The organism is Amycolatopsis sp. NBC_01307 (genome assembly GCF_035975215.1).
In the GTDB taxonomy this organism is placed as follows: domain Bacteria; phylum Actinomycetota; class Actinomycetes; order Mycobacteriales; family Pseudonocardiaceae; genus Amycolatopsis.
This window is the reverse complement of the sequence record NZ_CP108403.1, coordinates 1081216-1103745: the sequence shown is the minus strand read 5'-3', so window position 1 is coordinate 1103745 and position 22530 is coordinate 1081216. Positions and strand designations below refer to the sequence as shown.

General features: G+C 72.3%; 17 protein-coding genes. 8 read left to right on the top strand and 9 right to left on the bottom strand.

The window, feature by feature from the left end; translation table 11 throughout:
* Positions 1–11 precede the first annotated feature (11 nt).
* The 4 genes from OG439_RS04470 to OG439_RS04455 form a co-directional block, all read right to left on the bottom strand.
* A complete protein-coding gene (locus OG439_RS04470) occupies positions 12–1682 on the bottom strand; it encodes a peptide ABC transporter substrate-binding protein (RefSeq protein ID WP_326948047.1) in 1671 nt (556 codons plus the stop codon).
* Between the two features lie 47 nt (positions 1683–1729).
* Positions 1730–2941 carry an acyl-CoA dehydrogenase family protein gene (locus OG439_RS04465; RefSeq protein ID WP_326948046.1) on the bottom strand — a complete coding sequence of 404 codons (1212 nt, stop codon included), beginning with the start codon at positions 2939–2941 and terminating at the stop codon, positions 1730–1732.
* Positions 2942–3150: 209 nt separating this feature from the next.
* Positions 3151–3981, bottom strand: coding sequence for an isocitrate lyase/PEP mutase family protein (locus OG439_RS04460; protein WP_326948045.1), 831 nt, complete (start codon positions 3979–3981; stop codon positions 3151–3153).
* A 107-nt stretch (positions 3982–4088) separates the two neighbouring features.
* Entirely contained in the window at positions 4089–5471 is a 1383-nt protein-coding gene (locus OG439_RS04455; protein ID WP_247049500.1) for an AlkA N-terminal domain-containing protein, read from the bottom strand.
* A gap of 192 nt (positions 5472–5663) precedes the next feature.
* Here OG439_RS04455 and OG439_RS04450 point away from each other — a divergent pair, with 192 nt between their 5' ends.
* From OG439_RS04450 to OG439_RS04420, 7 genes are all read left to right on the top strand, one after another.
* Positions 5664–5948 carry a putative quinol monooxygenase gene (locus tag OG439_RS04450; protein ID WP_247049498.1) on the top strand — a complete coding sequence of 95 codons (285 nt, stop codon included), beginning with the start codon at positions 5664–5666 and terminating at the stop codon, positions 5946–5948.
* 242 nt (positions 5949–6190) lie between these two features.
* Positions 6191–7420 (top strand): MFS transporter, encoded by a 1230-nt coding sequence (locus OG439_RS04445; protein ID WP_247049497.1) that lies wholly within the window; start codon positions 6191–6193, stop codon positions 7418–7420.
* A 205-nt stretch (positions 7421–7625) separates the two neighbouring features.
* The gene (locus OG439_RS04440) at positions 7626–8954 is read left to right on the top strand and encodes a helix-turn-helix domain-containing protein (RefSeq protein ID WP_326948044.1); all 1329 of its coding nucleotides are present in this window, start codon (positions 7626–7628) and stop codon (positions 8952–8954) included.
* A 494-nt stretch (positions 8955–9448) separates the two neighbouring features.
* Positions 9449–9931: a hypothetical protein gene (locus OG439_RS04435; RefSeq protein ID WP_326948043.1), complete on the top strand. Its 483-nt coding sequence runs from the start codon at positions 9449–9451 to the stop codon at positions 9929–9931.
* Positions 9932–10127: 196 nt separating this feature from the next.
* Positions 10128–10268: a hypothetical protein gene (locus OG439_RS04430; RefSeq protein ID WP_247049491.1), complete on the top strand. Its 141-nt coding sequence runs from the start codon at positions 10128–10130 to the stop codon at positions 10266–10268.
* A gap of 161 nt (positions 10269–10429) precedes the next feature.
* Positions 10430–11281 (top strand): dimethylarginine dimethylaminohydrolase family protein, encoded by an 852-nt coding sequence (locus OG439_RS04425; protein WP_326948042.1) that lies wholly within the window; start codon positions 10430–10432, stop codon positions 11279–11281.
* Positions 11282–11526: 245 nt separating this feature from the next.
* Entirely contained in the window at positions 11527–12891 is a 1365-nt protein-coding gene (locus OG439_RS04420) for an endo-1,4-beta-xylanase (RefSeq protein ID WP_326948041.1), read from the top strand.
* A 67-nt stretch (positions 12892–12958) separates the two neighbouring features.
* Here the strand turns inward: OG439_RS04420 and OG439_RS04415 are convergent, their stop codons facing one another.
* The 5 genes from OG439_RS04415 to OG439_RS04395 form a co-directional block, all read right to left on the bottom strand.
* The gene (locus tag OG439_RS04415; protein ID WP_326948038.1) at positions 12959–13807 is read right to left on the bottom strand and encodes an SCO6745 family protein; all 849 of its coding nucleotides are present in this window, start codon (positions 13805–13807) and stop codon (positions 12959–12961) included.
* 66 nt (positions 13808–13873) lie between these two features.
* Entirely contained in the window at positions 13874–14437 is a 564-nt protein-coding gene (locus OG439_RS04410; protein ID WP_326948037.1) for a GNAT family N-acetyltransferase, read from the bottom strand.
* A 44-nt stretch (positions 14438–14481) separates the two neighbouring features.
* The gene (locus OG439_RS04405) at positions 14482–15213 is read right to left on the bottom strand and encodes an SWIM zinc finger family protein (RefSeq protein ID WP_326948036.1); all 732 of its coding nucleotides are present in this window, start codon (positions 15211–15213) and stop codon (positions 14482–14484) included.
* A complete protein-coding gene (locus tag OG439_RS04400) occupies positions 15206–18226 on the bottom strand; it encodes a DEAD/DEAH box helicase (RefSeq protein WP_326948035.1) in 3021 nt (1006 codons plus the stop codon). The genes OG439_RS04405 and OG439_RS04400 overlap by 8 nt, the downstream gene beginning before the upstream one ends.
* A 67-nt stretch (positions 18227–18293) precedes the next feature.
* Complete coding sequence (locus OG439_RS04395; protein ID WP_326948034.1) at positions 18294–21290, bottom strand: BTAD domain-containing putative transcriptional regulator; 2997 nt, start codon at positions 21288–21290, stop codon at positions 18294–18296.
* Between the two features lie 175 nt (positions 21291–21465).
* On the opposite strand from OG439_RS04395, the gene OG439_RS04390 reads away from it, so the two are divergent.
* Complete coding sequence (locus tag OG439_RS04390) at positions 21466–22434, top strand: ArsR/SmtB family transcription factor (RefSeq protein WP_326948033.1); 969 nt, start codon at positions 21466–21468, stop codon at positions 22432–22434.
* Positions 22435–22530: the final 96 nt, after the last annotated feature.

Below are 22530 nucleotides of genomic sequence, written 5' to 3'. Positions count from 1 at the left end.
CCGCACGGGGACTACTTGCTGACGGTCACGCTGAAGAGGTCGAGCTCGCGGAACTGGGTGGGCTGGACGTCGTGCAGCCGGGTCGACCAGGCCGCGGTGCCGGACTGCCACCAGATCGGGATGGTCGGCATGTCCTGCAGGACCAGCTTTTCGGCCTGCTGGTACAGCGCCTGGCCCTGCTGCTGCGACGGCGCGGCGTCGGCTTCCTTGAGCAGCTCGTCGACCTTCGGGTTCGAGTACTGCCCGACGTTCGAGGCGGCACCGGTGCGGAACAGCGGGTTGAGGAAGTTCTCGATCGACGGGTAGTCCGCGACCCACGCCGAGCGGTAGATGCCGGTGACGCTCCGGTCGTTCAGCTTCGAGCGGAAGTCGCCGAGGGTGGTCTGCGGGGTGAACTTGCAGGTGCGGCCCAGCGAAGCCTGGATCTGCTTGCAGATGACCTCCATCCACTCCTGGTTGCCGGAGTCGATGTTGGACGTCAGCTCGATGTCACCCTGGAACCCGGAGGCGTCGAACAGCTGCTTGGCCTTCTGCGGCTCGTAGGTGCACAGCTCGCCGCACTGGTTGTCGAGGTGGCCCTGGACGTTCGGGGCGACCAGGCCGTCGGCCGGGGTGCGGCCGCCGTTGAAGACCTGCTGGATCATCGACTTCCGGTCGATCGCCATGGAGATCGCCTGGCGGAACTGCGGGTTGTCGTAGCGCTTGTCGAACAGCGGGAACGCGATGGCCTGGTAGCCGAGGTAGGTGTAGGTCTTGCGCCGGTTCTCGGGCAGGTCCTTCTTGATCTTGCCGCCCTGGGTGGAGGTCCACGGCGTGAACGACAGGAAGTCGAGCTTGTTGGCCAGGACGTCGGCGTAGGCCTTGTCGAGGTCGGTGTAGAAGCGGAAGTCGATGCCGCCGATGTTCACCTTCTGCGTGCCGGCGAAGCCGTCGAACCGCTTGACGACGAGGTCCTTGCCCGGCGTGTACGACTCGAACTTGAACGGCCCATCACCGATCGGGTGAGCTTCGAAACCCTTGCGGTCGGCGAAGAAGCTCGCGGGCAGCGGGAAGAACGCCGCGTAACCGAGCTGGACGCCGAACTCCGAGAACGGCGCGTCGAGGGCGACGGTGAACGTGCTGTCGTCGACCAGCTTCAGGCCCGAAAGCTCCTTGCTCGCCGGCAGGGTGGCCGGCTGCTTGCCGTCCGAGGTGGCGTTGTTGACCTGCGCGAAGCCCTGGACGTGGGAGAAGTAGCTGGCGCCCGCCATCAGGTTCGGCGAATAGGCGGTGTAGTTCCACGCGTCGACGAAGCTCTTCGCGGTGACGAGGGTGCCGTCGTGGAACGTCCAGCCGGACTTGAGCTTGATCGTCCAGGTCTTCGAGTCGGTCGTGCTGATCGAGTCGGCCACGGCGTTGTGCGGGGCGGCCGTCTTGGCGTCGTACTCGATGAGGCCGCGGAACAGCGTGCCCAGCACGCTGATCCCGCCGACCTCGGTGGTGTTGCCGGGCACCAGCGGGGCGGCCGGCTCGGTCTCGCTGTAGCTGACGACCGCGTCGCGGTCGATGTTCGCGGCGGCGGCCGCGGGGGCCGCGGCTCCGTCGGGGGTGCTGGCGGCGGTCGTGCCGCCCGGGGTGCTGCACGCGGAGAGCGTGACAGCCAGTGCGGCGGCCGCGCACACGGCGACCTTGAGCTTGCGCATCGGTTTCTTCCTTAGGTGGAGGGCGGATCGGGGTGGTTCGGGGTGGGTCAGCGCCGGCTGGAGGTGATCCCGAGGGCCAGCGGGAACGCGGGCCGGCCACCGAGCAGGTGGGCGCCGGCGGTCTGCAGGATCCGGTCCTGCGCCACGATGTGCTGGCACATCGTGGTGGTGTCGCGCAGCCAGCGGTCCAGCGGCGAGGGCCGGTAGATCGCGCTCGTCTGCACCAGGTCGTAGAGCCGGGTGACGATCGAGCGGGCGGTGCGGAACGCGTGCCGCCGCGACAGCGGGAGCGCGGCGCGCTCGGACGGCGTGAGGTCGTCCAGGGTGCCGCCCGCGGACAGGACTTCGTGCTGGCGGCGAAGGGCGCCGTAGACGCCTTCGCGAGTGGCGTTGAAGTCGGCTTCGCAGTCGGCCAGGGTGACCTGCGTGCGGTAGTCCTCCGCGCGGCCGGCGGCGACGGAGAGGTCACGGGCGTGGTCCAGCGCGGCGCGGGCGACACCGAGCGCGACGCCCGGCATGTTCCGCATGTGCACCTCGGGCTGGGCCAGCGGGCCCGTCCCGCTGCGGACGTCCGAGAAGACCAGCGTGTGCTCGGCGGGCACGAACACGTCGGTGATCGTGTAGTCGCAGCTGCCGCTGCCCGCGAGACCGGTGGTGTGCCAGGTGTCGAGCACCTCGACGTCGGACTTCGGCACCATGAGCAGGATCGAGTCGTGCGGGGCCCCGTCGGCGCCGGGCTCGGGTGCGCCGTCGCGGTAGAGGAAGGCGCCCGAGACGACCCAGTCGGCGTGGGTGACGCCGCTGCCGAACTGCCAGCGGCCGGTGAGGCGGTAACCGCCGGGGACGATCTCCGCGCGGCCGTTGGGGAACAGCAGGCCCGCGGTCGCCACGTCCGGGCTGGGGAACATCTCGTCGGCGACGGCGCGGTCGAGGAAGGACGCGTAGAGACCGGTGTCGGACCCGATCATCGCGCACCACCCGGCGCCGGCGTCACCGTAGGCGATGGCCTCGATCACCTCGGTCTGCTCGGCCGAGGTCAGCTCGGGGCCGCCGCGGTCCTTGGCGAACCCCATCCGGAAGACTCCGGTGGCACGCAGCAGTTCCACGACGTCGGCGGGCAGCCGCCGGGCCCGCTCGATCTCCTCGGCGCGCTCCCGGAGCACCGGCGCCAGTGCCTGGGCACGGGCGAGGACCTCCGCGGCGGTATCGGGCGGCCTGACGTCACCTTCGGGCACGGACAGCGGCTCGACAACGGTCATCTCATCACTTCCTCGGGGCTCCAACTGCAGGTCGCGGACTCGGTCCGGCCGCGTTGGAAGTGATTCAAGGCTTCCGTTTAATTGATGGAAACCATTGGCCACCAAGGAAAATCAATACCGTGTGATTTGAGGTAGACGAGTGGGTAACGACGGCGGGCCGCGAGGGGACCCGCAGGTCCCGTCGCGGCCCGCCGGCCGGTCGGCTGCGCTCAGCCGGTGACGGCGCTGTTCACGGCGCCGAAGTCGAGGCCGCCCTCGAGCGCGCTGTAGGTGCCGTGCCCGAGCAGCTCGACCGCGGCGTTGCGGGCGACGGCGTAGGCCGCCTGGGCGATCGCGGTGCCGACGCTGATCCGGCGGACGCCGACGGCTTCCAGCTCCGCGACGCTCGGGGCGCCCGGCCACACCATCACGTTGACCGGCAGCGGGCTCTCCTTGACCAGGAGGCCGAGGGTCTCCAGGTCGATCAGGCCCGGCACGAACAGGCTGTCGGCGCCGGCCGCGGCGTAGGCGCCCGCCCGGGTCAGGACGTCGTCGAGGCGTCCCTCGGCCTCACCGATGCCGAAGAGGTAGACGTCGGTGCGGATGTTGATCCACAGCTCGGGCAGCCCGGCCGCGGTCGCCGCGTCGCGGGCCGCGCGGACCCGGCCGACCTGGGCGGGGACGTCGAACAGCGGCCCGCCGGGCGCGGTCGAGTCCTCCAGGTTGATCCCGACGGCGCCGGCCTCGACGATCGCGGCGACGGTCGCGGCGACGTCGTCGTCGGACGGGCCGTAGCCGCCTTCGATGTCGGCCGTCACCGGGACGTCGACGACCTGCACGATCCGGGCGACCAGGGCGGCCATTTCGGCGCGCGTCAGGCCGTGCCCGTCGGGCCGGCCCGCCGACCAGGCGACCCCGCCGCTGGTGGTGGCGATCGCCGGGGCCCCTGCCTGCGCGATGAGGGCCGCGCTGGCGGCGTCCCAGGCGTTCGGCAGCACCAGCGTGCGGTCGTGGTGCAGGGCACGCAGTGTTTCGGCGAGCCCTCGCTGGACGCTGTCCATGGACATTCTCCTCGTTCCTTCGGTTACTTCGGTGGGTCTGCCGCGGCTCTCGTGAGTGGTTAGGGCGGTTAGAACCGCCCTAACCACTCACGACCAGCCGCGGTAGGTCAGGCCGCCAGCGTGGGGACGCCGGCGGCGATCAGGTGGGTCGCGGCGAACGCGCGCCACGGGTGCCAGGCCTTCGCCAGGCCCTCGCTGTCGTCGAGGATGTCGTTCGCCAGCAGCGTCGTGCAGAGCGTCCGGTCGGCGGCGGGGAACGCGTCGGCGTAGCCCAGCCGCAGCGCGATCTGGTGGGCGGCGCACTCCCCCACTCCCGGCACGGCCGTCAGCGCGGCGGTGAAGTCGGCCAGGCTCGTGCCGCCGTCGAGCAGGGTCTCGTCGGCGGCGACCGCGGCGGCGAACCCGCGCACCGTCTTGGCGGTGGCCGCGGGCAGCACGCCCGCCAGGTCCGCGTGCGCGAGCGTCTCGGCCGAGGGGAAGAGGTGGGTCAGCCCGTCCTCCAGGCCGGGGACCGCGGTGCCGGCCGCCTCGACCAGCGCGGCCAGCTGCCGCCGGACCAGCGGCCGGGCGCTGCGCTGGCTCAGCACCGCCTCCACCCCGATCTCGAAGAACCCCCAGGCCCCGGGGACGCGGAGGCCGGGACGCGCGCGCAGCAGCGGGGCCAGCACCGGGTCGTCGCGCAGCGCGGCCTCGGCCGGGGCGGTGTCGGCGTCGACGCCGAACATCCGCCCGACGCGGTCGACGACGTGGATGATGCCCTCCCAGAACGGCATGTGCGCGATCAGCAGCAGGTGGTCGTCACCGCCGCGGCGCACCTCGACGACGCCCGCCTCGCCGTCGATGCTGATCGTGCGCCGGTAGACGCCGTCGAGCACCGACTCGACGCCGGGGACCGCGCGCTCGCCGAGGAACGTGCTCAGCGCCTCCCAGTGCAGGGGCGGCGCGAACGGCAGCCGCATGGCCAGGCCGCCGTCCGCGGCGAGCCGGTCGGCGCGCCGGCGCCGGTTGCGCAGCTCGACCGGGGACGCGCGGAAGACCAGCTTCATGTCGCGGTTGAACTGGCGGAGGCTGCCGAACCCGGAGGCGAAGGCCACGTCGGCGACCGTCAGGTCGGAGTCGTCGAGCAGGCGGCGGGCGAAGTGCGCCCGCCGGGAGCGGGCGAGCTGGTCGGGCGTGACGCCGAGGTGGTCGTGGAAGAGCCGGCGCAGGTGCCGCGGGGACACCGCCAGGCGCTCGCCCAGCGCCGCCTCCGTCCCGGTGTCCAGCGCGCCGGCGATGATCAGCTGGACCGCGCGGCAGACGAGCTCCGGCGCCTCGGCCCCGACCGGGCCCGCCACCCGGTAGGGGCGGCAGCGCAGGCACGCGCGGAACCCCGCGGCCTCGGCCTCGGCCGCCAGCTCGAACGTCTTCACGTTCTCCGCGAGCGGCTTCGCGCCGCAGCCCGGGCGGCAGTAGATGCCGGTGGTGACCACGGCCGAAAAAGTCGTCATGACACAGGTCTAAGGGATGCGCGGGCGCGAAGCTAGCCACATCCGGACATGCCGCACGGAGGCGTATCCGGGCCGCGGAGATCGTGTCCGGATCTGACCAGACTCGGCCGCTCGCGCCCGGCAGAGTCTTCCTCAACGGCGGCGCGCCGGACGCGCACCGCACTAGAGAGAGGCTCTCCGATGCTGGCGAAGGTGTTCCCCATCCCCCTCAAGCCGGGCAAGCAGGACGAAGCGGAGAAGCTCGTGCACGAGTTCGCGCCGCTGGGTCCCGGGCAGGAGGACGGCACCCTGTCCTTCCGCGTCTACCGCGACCCCGCCAAGCCGGACTACCTGCTGTTCGTCGAACACTTCGCGGACCAGGCCGCCTACGACGCCCACACCGGGTCGGCCGCCTACCAGAAGCTGATCGCCGGCCAGTTCGCCGACCTGATCCTGGAATTCGTCGAAATCGATCACGAGCAGATCGTCGGGCTCTGATTTTCCCGCACCGGCCGGATGCAGCAATCGCTGCGTCCGGCCGGACGCTTGTGCGGTGAATTGCGCGACCGAAGGGTCACGCTCCGAATTCCTCGCACCGCGGATCGCCCCCGAGTTGATTTTCCGGAGGAGACAACTCTGCCGGTCAACTCGCCCGGCGGCTGGAATGTGTACGCCGCTCCTCGGCCCGAGGCCGATTCCGGTGCGGCGCACCCGTTCGCAAGCCACCAGGAGGCTCCACCGTGACCCCGATCACCGACAAACCCACCGGCGTGCTGGCCGTCCTGCGCCGGACTCCGACGCCGGTGCGGTACCTGCTCGGCGGCGTGCTCGTCAACCAGCTCGGCGCGTTCGTCCAGACGTTCATGGTGCTGTACCTGGTTTTCCGCGGCTTCTCCGCGGGCCAGGCCGGCCTCGCCATCGCCGCGTACAGCATCGGTTCGGTCCTCGGCGGGCTGGCCGGCGGGGAGCTGGTGCACCGCATCGGCCCGCGCGCCACCATCTTCGCCGCGATGCTCGGCTCGGCCGTGGTCCTCGCCGTCGTCCCCCTGTTCGCCAGTCCCGGGATGTTCGTGGCGCTGCTCGTCGCACTGCTGCTGGCCGGTCTCGCGACCCAGAGCTACCGGCCCGCGGCGGCGGTCCTGCTGAGCGAGCTGATGCCCGCAGACGATCGGGTGATGGGCTTCTCGATGATGCGCACCGCCCTCAACCTCGGCGCGTCGCTCAGCCCGCTGATCGCCGCCGGGCTGATCCTGCTGGACTGGAACCTGCTGCTGTGGTTCGACTCGGCCACCGCGGTGCTCTACGCGTTCCTGGCGATCCGGCTGCTGCCCGACCACCGCGTCGAGCGCGAGGCACCGTCGGAGCGGGCCGATACCGGCACCCGGGCGGCGTACGCGACTTTGCTGCGGGACGGGCGTTTCTGGTTCTTCCTGGCGTCGGTGCTGATCGGCTCGATCGTCTACGTCCAGTACACCGTCGCCCTGCCGCTCAAGATCAACTCCGAAGGCCACCCGACGTGGCTCTACAGCGTCGTGCTCGTGACCGCATCGGCCGTGCTCATCCTGTGCGAGCTGAAGATCACGTCGTTCGTCACGCGCTGGCCGGGGCGCGTCGCCGCCACGGCCGGCACCGCGCTGATGGGACTCGGGGTCGCCGGCTTCGGCATCAGCGGCGGCTCGGCCGTCGCGCTGATCGTGTGTACGGTGGTGTTCGTCTTCGGCATCATGATCAACGGCCCGACCATGTTCGCCTACCCCTCGTCCTTCCCGTCGGCCGTCAAGGCGCGCTACATCAGCGCCCACCAAGCGACTTTCGGCCTCGGGATGGCACTCGGTCCGCTGTTCGGCGTCGCCACGTGGGTCGCGCTGGGCAACGGGGTCTGGTGGCTGTGCGGCGCGCTCGGCCTGGTGGCGGCGCTGTGCGCCCTGCTCGGCATGACCGCCCCCCGCGCACGCGTCGCCGTAGCCTGACCACCACAGCAGCGCCCCGGCCGCCCGCACCGCGCGGGCGGCCGTCGAGCGTTCGCACAATTCACGCGATGGATGTAAAAGATCACCGGAATTCGCCGGAAAATCAGGCACACAATACACGAACGGGCCAACGACACCGCCATGCAGCGGAAGAGATACCAGCCGCCGTCAGCGACGCTGAGTGAGTAAGGGGAAGGGGATTCACATGGGCAGACCGGAAAAGCCCGTCAACACGTCCGGCGGCGTCGCCACCCAGTTCGCTCGGGAATTGCGCGAACTGCGAGCACGGGCCGGAAATCCGACATACCGGGAAATGGCCCGGTCGGCGATGTTCTCGTCGTCCGTGCTCTCGAGCGCGGCGAGCGGCAACAGGATGCCGTCGCTGCAGGTGACCCTCGCGTTCGTCGCCGCGTGCGGCGGCGACGACGAGGCGTGGCGGCGGCACTGGCACGTCGCCACCGGCGGCTATACGCAGCCCTCGATCGGGGGGCGCACCAGAAGACCGGCACTGTTCCAGCGGCGCGGCGGGGTTCCGTCGCACCCGGCTCAACTACCCCAGCGGCCGCGGGGGTTCACCGGCCGCACGACCGAGCTGGCGTGGCTGCGCTCACCCGGGGACACGCCCATGGTGATCAGCGGCCCGGCCGGGGTCGGCAAGAGCGATCTCGCGCTGTACTACGCCCATTCGGTCGCGGCGGACCTGCCCGACGGGCAGCTCTACGCCGACCTCGGCGGCCTGCGCCACGGCCTGGCCGGCGCGCCGGCCGCACCGGAGGCCGGCGACGTCCTCGACGGCTTCCTGCGGGCCCTCGGCGTCGAGGACCTCTCCGGCAGCTTCGACCACCGCGCCGGGGTCTACCGCACGCTCCTGGCCGATCGCCGGCTCCTGGTGCTGCTGGACAACGTGCAGGACGAGCAGCAGGTGCGCCCGCTGCTCGCCGAGACCACCACGAGCACCACGCTGCTGGTCAGCCGCAAGCGGCTGCTGGGCCTGCGCGACGTCGACCGGTTGCAGCTGACCCCGCTGTCACGCGGCGACTCGATCGCGATGATCACCGCCGCGCTGCCGCACCTCGCCGTCACCGCCGGGCAGGACTGCGCACGGCTCGCCGAGCTGTGCGGGGACCTGCCGCTCGCGCTCGACCTGGCCATCCGCAAGATCGCCTCACGGCCGCACCTGACCCTGCGCCGCGTCGTCGAAGAGTGGCGCCTGAACGACAACACCGTCGACTGGCTGAGTGTCGGGGACCTGTCCATGCGGTACTCCCTGGAGTCCGCCTACCGCACGCTCAGCCCGCCCGCACGGGAACTGCTGCACCAGCTCGCCCGGACCCCGGCCGGCACGCCGGGGTCCCTGCCTCCGGGCGAAGACGAGCTGGCCGAGGAAATCGCCGACGCCGGCCTGCTCTCCCACGCCGACCCGTACCTCGACGGCCGTGGGCTGCCGCAGCCCATGCGCGCCTTCGTGCTCAGCACGATCGAGCAGCCGCACGGCCACGAATACCGGGCCATGGCGGGGCCCGTGTCCGCCTGACGCGCCACCGGACGGCCCGGCAACGACGCACGCCGTCCCGTGACGCATCATTTCGCCGCGATTCCGGGGCGGCCATCCGGGTGCGGTCAATCGCACCCTCACGTCGGCATTCGCCGTACCTGTAACACTTTGTCCCCTCCCGCGCGTCCTCGGGAAGAGCCGATTGATTGTCCTTTCCGGACAACGCTCCCAGCCAAGTCCGCCATGGCCTGTAATCAGCAGGGAACCGGCGTGCATTCCGCACGCCGACGCCGGCAGGACCTCGTACCCGGCCCCCGCCCCTTCACGGCCTCGCCGGCCGTTTTCCGGAAGGACAGGACATGCTCGACAACGGCATCCCCGTAAGGATTCCGGAGCCCGACGGGGCCGGCCGGGCCGCCGAGCGCCACCGCCCGGCCGGCACCCCGATCCGCCCGCGTCTCGCGCCGGCGGAAGAGCTGCCGCCCAGGGTGGTGCGGCCGACCGATTTCCGACACTACAGGCCCTATCTCGCGATGGCTGCTTCGATCATGCTGCTCGTCGCCGCGATCTGGGTTTCCTCGGTGGCGCACCCGAACGCGGCGTGGCACACCATCGCGTTGTTCGCCCACCTCGCCTCCCTCGTCCTGGGTCTCGGCGCGGTGCTGGTGGCCGACTACTTCTTCGCGTTGTGGGTGCTCGGCCGCTCGACGTTCGCCGAAGCCGTCCGCAGCACCTCCCGGCTGCACCTGTTGGTGTGGGCCGGGTTGACGGGCCTGGTCGGCAGCGGCGCGCTGCTCGAACCGAACCTGCACGCGGCCGCCACGGTGGTGAAACTGGCGCTGGTGGCCGTGCTCACCGTCAACGGCGTCCAGGTCATGGAGCTGGGCAAGCGGATGGCCGTCGTGGCCGGTCCCGTCCCCCGGCGCCTGCTCGTGCGCGGCGGCCTCACCACGGCGATCTCGCAGCTGTGCTGGTGGGGGGCCGTCGTGATCGGGTTCCTGAACGCCAACCGCTGATTCCCCTGCCGTTCCCGCGCCCGGCGCGGTTAATCGACCAAGATCGGGAACCTCCACGTGCTTTCACCCATTGTCGCCGCCGAAGCGGCGAAGCTGTCCGGATCTGGCCAGACCTCCGGCCACGCTCCCGGGCAATCTGATGACCCCGGGCCGGAGATCGGAAACCCGGCCGGGGAAAGAATCGAATGGAGATGTGATGATCACCAAACTGGTGCGCGCGGTGTCCTCGGCGATGCGGCCGGCGACCTCGGCCACGACGATCGCCCAGCGCCTCGACGCGGCTCGGGCGCAGCACCTCATGACGATCGAGCTGTTCCGCCTCCGCGGCCTGGGCTGACCCGGTCCGCTCGATTCGCCGGGCCCCACCGGCCGCCTTCGGACGTCCACCGTCGTACGTCCGGACGCGGCGAACCCGCGGTACAGCACCGATCCGGCCGGGCGCCCCCACTCGAGGGCGCCCCGCCAGCCCGTACCGCCCGCCCGACGAAACGAGTGACCATGACCAGCACCGTCCCGCGTGTCTCCCCGGCCACCACCGAGGAAGCCCCGGTCTCCCACCGCAGGTTGCTGATGTGCGCCGCGGACTACTTCCGGATCGACTACGAGATCAACCCGTATATGCACGTCGGCGTCCAGCCCGACGTCGCGGCCGCGGTCGCCGAGCACGACCGCATCGTCGCCGCGCACCTGGCCGCCGGCCGCAAGGTGGAGTTCGTCGACGCCGACCCCGGCTGCCCCGACATGACCTACACGGCCAACGCGGCGGTCGTCCGCGGCGACCGCGCGGTGCTGGCCACCCTCCCGCCGGAGCGGGCCGCGGAAACGCCGCACCACCGGGCCTGGCTGGAGGAAAACGGCTTCGACGTCGCGGAGACGCCGTACGCCTTCAGCGGCCAGGGTGACGCGCTGGCCTGCGGCGACCTGCTGCTCAGCGCCCACGGCCAGCGCACGGACTTCCGCGCGCTCGACACGCTGTCGCGGCACCTCGGCTACGAGGTCGTCGCCCTCCGGACCACGAGCCCGCAGTGGTACGACCTGGACCTGGCGGTCGCGGTGATCCACCCCGGCCGCGTGCTGGCGTACAACCCGCAGGCGCTGGACGCGCCGAGCCTGCGCACGCTGCGCGGGCTCGGCATGGACCTGATCGAGGTGGCCCCGGACGAGGCGGCGGCGTTCGCGCTGAACCTGATCAGCGACGGCCGCACGGTGACCATGACCAGCGGCGCGCCCCGCCTGGCCGCGGACCTGCGGTCCCTGGGCCTGGCGGTGGTGCAGCTGGACACCACCGAGCTGCGCAAGGGTGGCGGCGGCATCCGCTGCACGGCCCTGACGCTGGACAACCCGGCCTGACGCCCCGTGCCTGGCGAGCCTCGCGCTCGCCAGGCACGCCGTCGTCGCTCGCGCGGGTGCCCCGAAACTCGACCGAAACTCTTTGCCCGGCCTCGGCGCCGCGTGCTCTCCTGATCGCGGACAGTGAACATCGTCGATTTTCGTCCAGGTCACCGACGACTTGGTTCCCAGGCCCGGAAAACGCCGGCGGGGACTCGACCCCGAGGTGGACAGCTCCTGGGCGGGAGCCCGGAAGGAGATCTCGGATGGCGGGAAGTTCGTCAGGCCTGCGCGGCAACCGGTGGTGGCGGTCCTCGGTCGGCCGGGTAGTGGCCGGAGTCACCACCGTGACCGCCGTGGCCGCCGTCCTCGTGGCCGCTCCCGGCGCCGACGCCGCGGCCAGCACCCTGGGCGCCGCGGCCGCGCAGTCCGGCCGGTACTTCGGCACGGCGATCGCCGCCGGCAAGCTGAGCAACTCGGCCTACACCACGCTCGCCGCGCGCGAGTTCAACATGGTCACGCCCGAGAACGAGATGAAGCCGGACGCGACCGAGCCGAACCAGAACCAGTTCAACTTCTCTTCCGGCGACCAGATCTACAACTGGGCGATCAGCCACGGCGCCCAGGTCCGCGGCCACACCCTGGCCTGGCACGCCCAGCAGCCGGGCTGGATGCAGAACATGGGCGGCAGCTCGCTGCGCAGCGCGATGATCAACCACATCCAGAAGGTGATGGCCCACTACCAAGGGAAACTCGCGTACTGGGACGTCGTCAACGAGGCCTTCAACGAAGACGGCAGCCGCCGGTCGTCGAACCTGCAGAGCACCGGCAACGACTGGATCGAGGTCGCGTTCAAGACCGCCCGCGCGGCCGACCCGTCGACCAAGCTCTGTTACAACGACTACAACATCGACAACTGGAGCTACGGCAAGACCCAGGGTGTCTACAACATGGTGCGGGACTTCAAGTCCCGCGGCGTGCCGATCGACTGCGTCGGCCTGCAGGCCCACTTCACCGGCGGCAGCTCGGTTCCCGGCAACCTCCAGACGACGATCTCCAGCTTCGCGGCGCTCGGCGTCGACGTGGCGCTGACGGAGGTCGACGTCACGAACGCGTCGACGTCGCAGTACGCGGCGCTGACCCAGGCGTGCGTGAACGTCGCGCGCTGCGTCGGCATCACCGTGTGGGGCGTGCGTGACAGCGACTCGTGGCGCTCCGGCGAGAGCCCGCTCCTGTTCGACGGCAACGGCAACAAGAAGTCCGCCTACAACTCGGTGCTGAACGTCCTCAACTCCGGAGGCACGACCACCACGCCGACGACGACCCCAACGGGCACCACTACCCCGACCACGACCCCGGGCGGCGGCAGCTGCAGCGCCTCGCTGTCGGCCGGCCAGTCCTGGAGCGACCGGTACAACCTCAACGTCTCGGTCAGCGGCGCCAGTTCGTGGACGGTGACCATGACGGTGCCGAGCCCCGCGAAGATCATCGCCACCTGGAACGTCAACGCCACCTGGCCGAGCAGTCAGGTCATGACCGCGACACCCAACGGCAGCGGCAACAACTTCGGGGTGACCATCCAGCACAACGGGAACTGGAACTGGCCGAGCGTCAGCTGCAGCACCTCCTGAGGGGGTGGTGGGTGACTCGTCCGCGAAGACAGGACTTCGCGGACGAGTCATTCACGCAGCGGCTCGGCTACTGCCTCGCGAGCGCCCACGGCATGAGCTTTTCGGCGAGTGCCCGGCTGAACGGGCTCACCAGTGCCTGCAGTTCGGCGCAGGCGGGCTCGCCGATGTGGGCGTAGGGCACGACGCTGTTCTCGTCGGTCGCCTTCTCGATCTCCGCTCGGCGGGCGGCGCCGCCGGGGGTGAACGTCAGGTCGGCGTCGTCGGTGAGCCAGTCCCGCTCGCGGAGGCCGGTGACGGCCCGGTTCCAGTCGTCCTCGGACCACCCCCGGGACGTGCGCAAGGTCTCGGCGGGGACGGCACCGGAGGCGGCGTGGGTGATGAGGGCTTCGACGCCGCGCAGGCCGGCCGTCAGCAGGGCGGCCACGTGCGCGTCGCCGCGGTGCTCGCGGAGCAGGGTCTGCGCGTGCCACAGGACCAGGTGCGGCTCGGTGGGCCACGGCAACGCCGCGTGGGCGGCGAAGAGCGGGCGGCCGGTGACGTCGCCGGTGACCGTCTCGGCGGCCTCGCGCAGGAGTACGGCGGCCCGGCGCATCCCGGGTGAGCCGATCGCGTCGCCCAGGACGCCGCGCAGGGCCTGGTCGGCCGCGGCGTAACGGGCGGCGAGGACCGCGGCCGGCTCGCTGGCGGACCAGACGGTGCTGATCGACGCCGTGACGAGGGCCGGGTTGAAGTTGAAGAAGGTCGCGACCACGACCGGCGCCGGGACCGCGCCGAACGCCGCCGACCGCGACGCGAAGTAGCCGGCGCGGCCGGTGATGCCGAGCTCCGCGTACGCGGCGGCGGCTTCCGGCGCGAAGTAGATCATCCCGTGGTATGGCTCCAGGAATCGCCAGGTCCGGCGCGCCGTTTCGATCACCGCGCCAACATACCACCCGGTCGGTACGGCGCCGGTCTTCCTGCTCCCGAGCCCGGGAGCACGCGGCTATGGCCGCAGCCGCTTGCGCATGATCGGCCGGCTCGGGAACGTCCGGCCGATCTCGGTGAACCCCGCCCGGGTGAACATGGCGACCGTGCCGGTGAACACCGCGGAGGGCGACGGGACCGCCGCCAGCGCGGCGACGTCGACCGGGTGTCCGTCCACAACGGACCCCCCGTGCTCCCGGGCCCACTCGACGGCGGCGCCCAGCAAGGAAACGCCGGCACCGTGACCCCGGTGCCCGCGCCGGACGACAAAACACGTGACCCACCACGCCGCCGGATCGTCCTCGAGCAGCCGGCGCACCGCACGGTTCCCCGTCACGCCCGGCAGCAGGGCGCGCGGCTGCACCCGGGTCCAGCCCACCGGTTCGTCGTCGACGTACCCGACGAGCCCCACCGGCACCGCGACGGTGTCGACCTCGCGACGCAGCGCGGCGCGGTTGTCCGGCTGGTCGTGCCGCCGGAACCGCTGGCACCAGCAGCTGTCGCCCCGGCCGGCCCGGCCCGCGAACACCCGCTCCAGGTCCGGCCACGAGGCCGGATCCAGGGGCTGCGACCGGAACGTCATGCCGGACAGTGTCGCAGCCGGACCGTCGTCACCGCCTGCCGAAGCTAAGCGCCGGGGTCTCCGGCGAGTGCCCGGTACGCCGGCCGGAGCAGTTCGGTGACGTCTTCGCCGCCCGCCGTGATCGTGAACGGCGGGGCCTGGTCCAGGAGCGCGTCGACCGGTGTACGCGGTCCGTGCAGCGGTGCCGCGGCGGCCAGGCCCGGGGCTTGGCCGCCGGCGAAGAAGGTGTCCATGACCTCGGTCAGGGCCGGCGACCGGTCGTCGGGATCGAGCGGTTCGGCGGAGATGAGCCGGTTCTTCAGCTCCTCCAGCAGCGTTTCGCGGTTCCGGCCGCGCAGGGCGAGGACGGTGAACGGGTCGTCGGCGACCCGGGCCACGAGCGCGGCGAACACGGCGTTCAGGTGGCCGCACGGCACTTCGGCGTCCGGGCAGGTGCAGTCCAGCGACACCTCCCGCGCCGACGACGGGAACAGCGGCAACCGGACCGCTGTGAAGATCTGCTCGACGTCGCGGGGCAGCTCGCCGCTGAGCAGCAGGACGGTGGCCGACGCCTTCGCGGCGAGGGCGTGGGTGATGGCCGCCCAGTCCGCCTTCCCGAACGCCGTCAGCCCGATCCGCACCTGGTACGCGCGGCCGTCCCGCACCTCGGCCTCGACGCGCCCGGCGCCGACCTCCAGGGACACGACGCGGCCCCGGCCGGGTGCGGGCAAGAGGACGCCGATCGCCGTCAGCGCCCGGAGGAACCGGGTCGGCCACCACGGGAGCGGTTCAGTCATCGATCGCGTCCTCCCCCAGGGTGAGCACCCCGCGCAGCGCGTCGGTGGACAGTTCGGTGAGCCGGCTTTCGCCCTCGCCGACGACCATGCCCGCGAGCGCGCGCTTCCTGGTGATCAGGGTGTCGATGCGGTCCTCGATGGTGCCCGGGCAGACGAACTTCCGGACCTGGACGGTGCGGCCCTGGCCGATCCGGAACGCCCGGTCGGTGGCCTGGTTCTCCACGGCCGGGTTCCACCAGCGGTCCAGGTGCAGGACCTGGCTGGCGGCGGTCAGCGTGAGCCCGGAGCCGCCCGCTTTGAGCGAGAGCACCAGGATCCGCGGCCCGTCGCCGGATTGGAAGCGGTCCACGATCGCGTCTCGCGCGCCTTTGGCCAGGCTGCCGTGCAAAAAGGCGACTTCGACGCCGAGCCGGTCGGTCAGGTGGGGCACGAGCATGTGGCCGAACTCGGTGTACTGCGTGAAGCACAGCACCCGATCACCCGACGCCAGGATCTCCGCCAGGACCTCTTCGAGGCGGCTGACCTTGCCGGAGCGACGCCCGATCGGGGAGCCGTCGTGCAGCAGGTGCGCGGGGTGGTTGCAGACCTGCTTGAGCTTCGTGATCGCGGCGAGGACGTTGCCGCGGCGCTTGATGCCCTGGCTGTTCTCGATCTTCTTCATCATCTCGTCGACGATCGCGCAGTACAGCGTGCCCTGTTCGCGGGTGAGCCGGTACTCCTGCCGGATCTCGAGCTTTTCCGGGAGCTCGGGGACGATCGCGGGGTCGGTCTTCACCCGGCGCAGCAGGTACGGCCGCGTGAGCCGCCGCAGCTCGGCGGCCACGTCGGTGTCGCCCCGCCGCTCGATCGGGACGGCGAATCGTTGCCGGAACTCGAACCGGCTGCCGAGCAGCCCGGGGTTGAGCAGGTCCAGCACCGACCACAGGTCCGCCAGCCGGTTCTCCACCGGGGTGCCGGTCAGCGCGAGCCGGTGCCCGGCCGTGAACCGCCGCACCGCCTTGGCCGTCGCGGTGTCGGCGTTCTTGATGGCGTGCGCTTCGTCGAGCACCAGGCGCCGCCAGGTGACCTTCTCGAGTTCATCGGCGTCACGGGCGGCGGTGGCGTAGGTCGTGACGACGAGGTCGGCCGCGGCGACCTGCTCGGCGAGCGCGTCGCCGTGCGCGCGGGCGCTGCCGTGGTGGGCGTGGACCCGCAGGCCCGGCGCGAAGGTCGCCGCCTCCCGCTGCCACATGCCGACCAGCGACATCGGGCACAGCACCAGCGTCGGCCGGTGCTCGCCCGCGGCCCGCTCCAGCGCCTCGAGCGCCAGCGTCTGGACGGTCTTGCCGAGACCCATGTCGTCGGCCAGGCACGCCCCGAGCCCCAGCTCCGCCATGAACGCCAGCCAGGCGACACCCCGCTGCTGGTAGGGGCGCAACGTGGCCCGGAACGACGGCGGCAGCTCGACCGGCCGCAGGGCCTCCTCGACCCGCCCGGCCAGGACGTCCCCGACCCAGCCGTCGGCGCTGACGGCGGTGACCGGGAGCGGCGCCTCCCGCGCGAGGTGCACCAGCTCCAGCAGCTCGGCCCCGGTCGGGGGCTCGGTGTGCCGGTGCGGGTCGCGGCGCAGGAACTCGAGACCGGCGCGCAGGCGATCGGCGTCGACGCTGATCCACCTCCCCCGCAGCCGCACCAGCGGGGTCTTCGCCGCGACGAGGGTGGCCAGTTCTTCCCGGCCGATTTCGACGTCGCCCACCGCGATCGTCCAGCGGAACGTGGCCAGCTCGTCGCGGCCCACCCGGTTGCGGGTGACGACCTGCTCGGACGGCGTGCTGCGGACCGACAGCCGCAGCCCGAGCCGGCGCCTGCCGTCCCAGGAGGCCGGGAGCTGCACTTCGAACCCGGCCTCGATCAGCCGGGTCGCACCCGAGGTGAGGAACCGTTCGGCTTCCTCGACGGTCAGGTCGTACTCGGCCGGCTGCGTCCGGCGCAACGCCGGCGCCAGCATCGGTTCGACCAGCGCGGCCCGGCCCAGTTCGGCGACGAGCAGCCCCTTCGGGTCCCGGACCAGCCCGTGCGCCTCGCCCGACCAGATCTGCCCCGCCGAGAGCAGCAGGCTCGGATCGGCCGTCGCGCGCAGGAGGAACCGCAGCTGCCACTTGGTGCCGTCGCCGGTCTGGTCGTCGGGATCGGCGTCGGCCGGTCGACGCAGGGTGCCGGTTTCGGCCAGCCGGAAACACGCCCGGCCGTCGACGACGTCGGTGTCGGCGACCTCGTCCCACTTCGCGACGGCCTCGGCCAGCACACCCAGCTCACCCAGCGGCAGCTCGACGCGGGGACCGCCGCCCTGCAACGCGGCCAGCCACACCCCGGCCGCGCCCCGGCCCCCGCGCAGGTCGACGGGCGGCTCCGCGCGCGCGAGCCGGTCCCGGACCGCCGTGTCGACCAGGGTGTGAAGGGCATCGGTGACGAGCGCGCGCGGCGAGGCCCCGGTGAGCGGCGCGACCTGCTCGGCCCGTCCGACCGGCGGCATGGCCGCGACCAGCGCGTCGAACGCGACGAAGTCGACGCCTTGCAGCACCGGGCGCCACCGGGCCTCGGCCGCGTCGCCCTGGCGGAGCAGCGTCGGCAGCACCCGCCCGCGCCGCACCAGATCCGCGGCCAGGCGGGCCACCGCGCGCAGGTAGGTGACGGATTCGCCGTACGAGGCGGCGTCGTCGAGGTCGTCCAGCTCGGTCGCGTCCACGATCAACGCCGGCACCGACCACGGCCGCAACGACGGCGCCGGGCCACGCCGCTGACCCGCAGCCTGCTCGGTGGAGGCGAGCGGCCGGCTCGCCCGCGACGGCAGCAGCAGCGTCGCCGACGTGGGTTTGCCGGGGTGCAGCGCGGTCAGCTGCGCGCTGGAGACCGCGAAGGGATGCGGCAACGCGATCCGCGCCGACCGGCTCGACGTACCGGCCGGGCGCCGGTCGTGCTCCGCCCACAGCAGCAGCCCCCGGCCCGGAGACCACAGAGCGTGCACCACAGGCAAGGTCCGAGGCTCCTTAGTCCGATCCGGGTTCCCCGCAGATCGTCGCACGCCTGGTCGAAGCGGCCCGTCAGTACTGGCCGAGCCGGGCGCGGACCTCGGCCGCCTTCGGGTGGGACAGGTCGTCGAAGACCACCAGGGCCGCCTCCCAGTACCGCGTTCCCTGCGCGGGGTTGCCCGTGTCGTGCAGCAACGTGCCGATCTTCTCCAGCGTCGACGCGCGGCCTTCGGCGTCGCCGATGTCCTCCCGGATCAGCAGGGCCTGCTGGTAGCTGCGCTCGGCCTCGATGAACCGCCCGTCGCACGCCCGCGCGTAACCCAGGTTGTGCTGGACCGTCGCTTCGAGGTGACGATCACCGAGCCGCGCGGCGAACGCGGCCGCTTCGGCCAAGCGCTGCCTGGCCTCCTCGGTGCGGCCCATCGTGGCCAGGACGAAACCGACGTTGCCGAGCACCTTCGCCTGGCCCACCACGAACCCCGCCTCGCGGCACAGCTCCAGCGACGTCTCCAGCGCCGCCAGGCCCGGGGCGGACTCGCCGGCCTCGTGCAGCACCATGCCCAGGCTGTCCAGCGCCGCGGCGCAGCCGGTGGTGTCGCCCAGTTCCCGGAGCATCCGCTGGGCCTGGTCGAGGTGCTGCCGGGAGGCCGCCAGGTCGCGCAGGCCGTAGCGGTGCGCCGCGCCCAGGCTGTAGTGCATCGCGGCCTCGGCGGCCCGGTTGCCCTCCCGGCGCGCCGCGTCCAGCCCGGCCAGCGCCAGCGCGCACCACGACGACGGGTCGTAGGTGCGCCAGAGGTGGCCGCGGAGCACGTCGATCAGCTGCCAGGCCACGCCTTGCGGGCCGTGGTCGACGGCGTGGGCCACGACGGCGGCGAAGTTCGCGCGTTCGGCGGTCAGCCAGACCCCGGGCTCATCTCGTTCCCGCCAGGGCGACGGCGGGTACTGGCGCAGCTCCGAGAGCCGCAGCATGCCCGGGTACAGCCTCGCGGTCGCCTGCGTGGCGGTCTCCAGGTAGTAGTCGAACAACCGCTCGAGCGCCGCCGCCCGGTCCGCTTCCTCGTCGGCGCGGGCGCTGCGCTGCCCGGCGAACAGGCGGAGCAGGTCGTGGGTCTGGAACCGGCCACCCGGCCGTCGTTGCACCAGGTGCGCGGCGACCAGCCGGTCGACCATCCGCGCCGCGTCGTCCACGCCGGCGCCGGCCAGCGCGGCGATGGCCGGCATCCCGGCGTCGGCTCCGGGCAGCGACCCCAGCAGCCGGAACAGCCGGGCCGTCTCCGGCGGGAGCGCGGCGTAGGACATCTCGAAGGCCGTCAGCACCGCGGACCGGCTGTCGCCGCCCAGGGAGAGCCCGGCGAGCCGATCGCCTTCGGTCAGGACGGTCAGGTACTCCGCGACCGTCTTCCGGCCGGCGATGTTGGCGGCGGCGATCCGCAGCGCGAGCGGCAGGTGGGCGCACAGCCGGGCCAGCTCCGCCAGCGCCCCGGGCGAGGCTTCGGCCGCCTCCCGCTCGCACGACGCCCGCAGCAGCGCGATGGCTTCGCCGCGGGAGACCACGTCGAGCTCGACCAGCAGCGCGTCGACGTGCAGGGTGAGCGCGGCCAGGCTGTTGCGGCTCGTCACGAGCACAGCGCAGTGCGGGCTGGCGGCGATGAGCGGGCGCACGTGGTCGGGGCTGACGGCGTCGTCCAGCACCAGCAGCATCCGGCGGTCGGCCAGCACCGAGCGGAAGAGGGCGACCCGGGCGTCGAGGTCGACCGGGATGGTGGCGGGCGCGACGCCGAGCGAGGTGAGGAACGCGGCCACCACCTCGCCCGCCGACCGGGTGCCGACCGTGGAGAAGCCGTTGAGCCCGGCGTGCAGCTGCCCGTCCGGGAAGCGGTGGCGCATCCGGTGCGCCCACCGCACGGCCAGCGCCGACTTCCCGACGCCCGCGGTGCCGCTGAGGACGACGACGCGGGCCGAGGCGTGCGGCGCGGCGTCGAACACGAACTCGTCGAGTTGCCGCAGCTGCGCGTCCCGGCCGATGAACCGCGACGGGTCGGGCGGCAGCTCGGCGGGGATGGGCGCGGCCGGGGTCCCGGAGCGGCGGCTGAGCAGCGCCGGGGTCGGCGTGCCCGGTTCCTCGCGGATGCTGTGCAGGTAGGTGCGCTGCAGTTCGGGACCCGGCTCGAGGCCGAGGTTCTCCCGGAGCCGGCCGCGGAAGGCGAGGAAGACCTGGACCGCGGCCGCCCGCTGCCCCGAGGCGGCCAGCGCCCGCATGATCCGCTCCGTCAGTCCCTCGTGCAGCGGGTCGGCGAAGGCCGCTTCCCGCAGCCGGTCGAGGACGTCGTCGTGGTGGCCGAGCGGCACCGCGAGATCCGCGTAGTCGAGCACGGCCTTGAGGCGCTGCTGGGTGACCGCGACGACCACCGGGTGCGGGGCCGCGGGCAGCAGGACGCCGTCCAGGACCTGACCGCGCCACAGCTCCAGCGCCGACCGGTAGGACCGCACGGCCGCGGCGGAATCGCCCGCCCGGCGGTCTTCCTGGGCCTGCGCCAGGGTTTCGGCTAACTCCAGCAGGTCGCTCTGCCCGGGTGCCAGGCCGAGGCGGTACCCCGGCCCGACGCGGGTCACCAGCCCAGGATCGGCGTCCAGGCCGGCGAAGAACTTCCGCAGCCGCGAGACGTAGGTCTGGACGAGGTTCACCGACGACTCCGGGGACCGCTCGCCCCACAGGAACTCCACGACGTCCGCGCGGGACACCACCTGGTTGGCGCGCAGCGTGAGCAGCCCCAGCAGCCGGGCCTGCATCACCGAGCCGAGCGGTACCTCACGGCCGTCCCGCCGCACCGCCAGCGGGCCCAGCACCTCGACGCGGAACCCGCCGGCCCGCTCGCCGGGCGCGGGGCTGTTGTCCGCCAGCCCGGTGACCTCCAGGAGCTTCGCCAGCGACCGCGCGTGCGGCCGGCGCACCTCGCCCCGCTCGATGTCCCGCAACGTCCGCACGCTGACCCCGGCGAGCCCGGCCAGCTCCTGCTGGCTGATCCCGGCTCGCCGCCGGTACGCCAGCAGCCGCTCCCCCAGCGTCATCGGCCCCCTCGCAAGTCTTCCCCTGTTCCTGCCGATCGTCGCCGGATTCTGCCGGTCGGACCGCCGAAGTTTCGACGAATTCGCAGGTGGAACGCGATACGCCCACGTACAGGAAACGTACAGCGTTCAGGCGTCGCCGCACCATATGGTCGGGTTGTCACCAACTGGGGGATTCATGCTTCGCATCCACTTCACCGACGCCGACCTCGTGCGCGTGCGGATCCTCGCCGAGCCCGACCCGATGTGGGAGGTACTGCTCAGCCTGCACCTGACGACGCCGGCACCGGCCGACCTGCGCTTCCGCGGCTGGCGGCGCGGCCTGCCGGCGCGCCTCGCCCGCCCGGCCGGTGTGCTGCGCACGCTGAGCCGGCCGACCGGGTACTCCCCCGACTTCCTCACGCCGTCCGGGGACGTCGCCGACTTCGGCACCGGGCTGGACCTCGTCCTCAGCACGCCGCGCGAGAGGCTGCGCGCCGACATCGCCCAGCTCGCGTCCGGCACCCGGGTCGCGTCCTGGCCGGCGGACCTGGCCGACGGCAACGTGCCGGCCCTGAACCTGCTCGGGGACGCGCTGACGACCTACCACGACGCGGCCGTGAAGCCGCACTGGGAAACCATCCGCCGCCACATCCGCGCCGACCGCCGGAAGCGGGCGGAACTGGCTGTCACCCGGGGTTTCGAGGCCGTCCTGGCCACCCTGCACCCGTCGGCCCGCTGGCGCGCCCCGGTCCTCGAACTGGCCTACCCCGTCGAGCAGGACCTGGTCCTCGGCGGCGCCGGGCTGACGCTGGTGCCGTCGCTGTTCTGCTGGCCGGGCCCGATCACGCTGCTGCGTCAGCCGGACCGGCCGGTGCTCGTCTACCCCATCGCCCCGGAGCCCGGCTGGGCGACCGAGCCCGCCACCGGGTGCGACCGCTCGCTCAACACCCTGCTCGGCAACACCCGCGCCGAGGTCCTGCGCGTCATCGCGACCCTCCCCCGGGTGAACACCACCGAACTGGCCCGCGCGGCGGGCATCTCACTGGCCAGCGCGAGCCAGCACACGTCGGTGCTGCGCGGAGCGGGCCTGGTGACGACGGGCCGATCACGCGGCTCGGCCTTCCACGAACTCTCCGAACGCGGCTCTTCCCTGCTGTGCCACTGAAGTTCCCGGGCCGGAGCGTCAGCCGGGGATTTGCCGGTTGGAGAAATACGGCTTGCGGAACGGGAAGTCGTTGCCCAGCCAGTGCTTCAGCACCGA

Coding starts and splice junctions, on each gene's coding strand:
- OG439_RS04470 (WP_326948047.1), bottom strand. CDS start 1,682: ATGCGCAAGCTCAAGGTCGCCGTGTGCGCGGCCGCCGCACTGGCTGTC.
- OG439_RS04465 (WP_326948046.1), bottom strand. CDS start 2,941: ATGACCGTTGTCGAGCCGCTGTCCGTGCCCGAAGGTGACGTCAGGCCG.
- OG439_RS04460 (WP_326948045.1), bottom strand. CDS start 3,981: ATGGACAGCGTCCAGCGAGGGCTCGCCGAAACACTGCGTGCCCTGCAC.
- OG439_RS04455 (WP_247049500.1), bottom strand. CDS start 5,471: ATGACGACTTTTTCGGCCGTGGTCACCACCGGCATCTACTGCCGCCCG.
- OG439_RS04440 (WP_326948044.1), top strand. CDS start 7,626: ATGGGCAGACCGGAAAAGCCCGTCAACACGTCCGGCGGCGTCGCCACC.
- OG439_RS04435 (WP_326948043.1), top strand. CDS start 9,449: ATGGCTGCTTCGATCATGCTGCTCGTCGCCGCGATCTGGGTTTCCTCG.
- OG439_RS04430 (WP_247049491.1), top strand. CDS start 10,128: ATGATCACCAAACTGGTGCGCGCGGTGTCCTCGGCGATGCGGCCGGCG.
- OG439_RS04425 (WP_326948042.1), top strand. CDS start 10,430: ATGACCAGCACCGTCCCGCGTGTCTCCCCGGCCACCACCGAGGAAGCC.
- OG439_RS04420 (WP_326948041.1), top strand. CDS start 11,527: ATGGCGGGAAGTTCGTCAGGCCTGCGCGGCAACCGGTGGTGGCGGTCC.
- OG439_RS04410 (WP_326948037.1), bottom strand. CDS start 14,437: ATGACGTTCCGGTCGCAGCCCCTGGATCCGGCCTCGTGGCCGGACCTG.
- OG439_RS04405 (WP_326948036.1), bottom strand. CDS start 15,213: ATGACTGAACCGCTCCCGTGGTGGCCGACCCGGTTCCTCCGGGCGCTG.
- OG439_RS04395 (WP_326948034.1), bottom strand. CDS start 21,290: ATGACGCTGGGGGAGCGGCTGCTGGCGTACCGGCGGCGAGCCGGGATC.
- OG439_RS04390 (WP_326948033.1), top strand. CDS start 21,466: ATGCTTCGCATCCACTTCACCGACGCCGACCTCGTGCGCGTGCGGATC.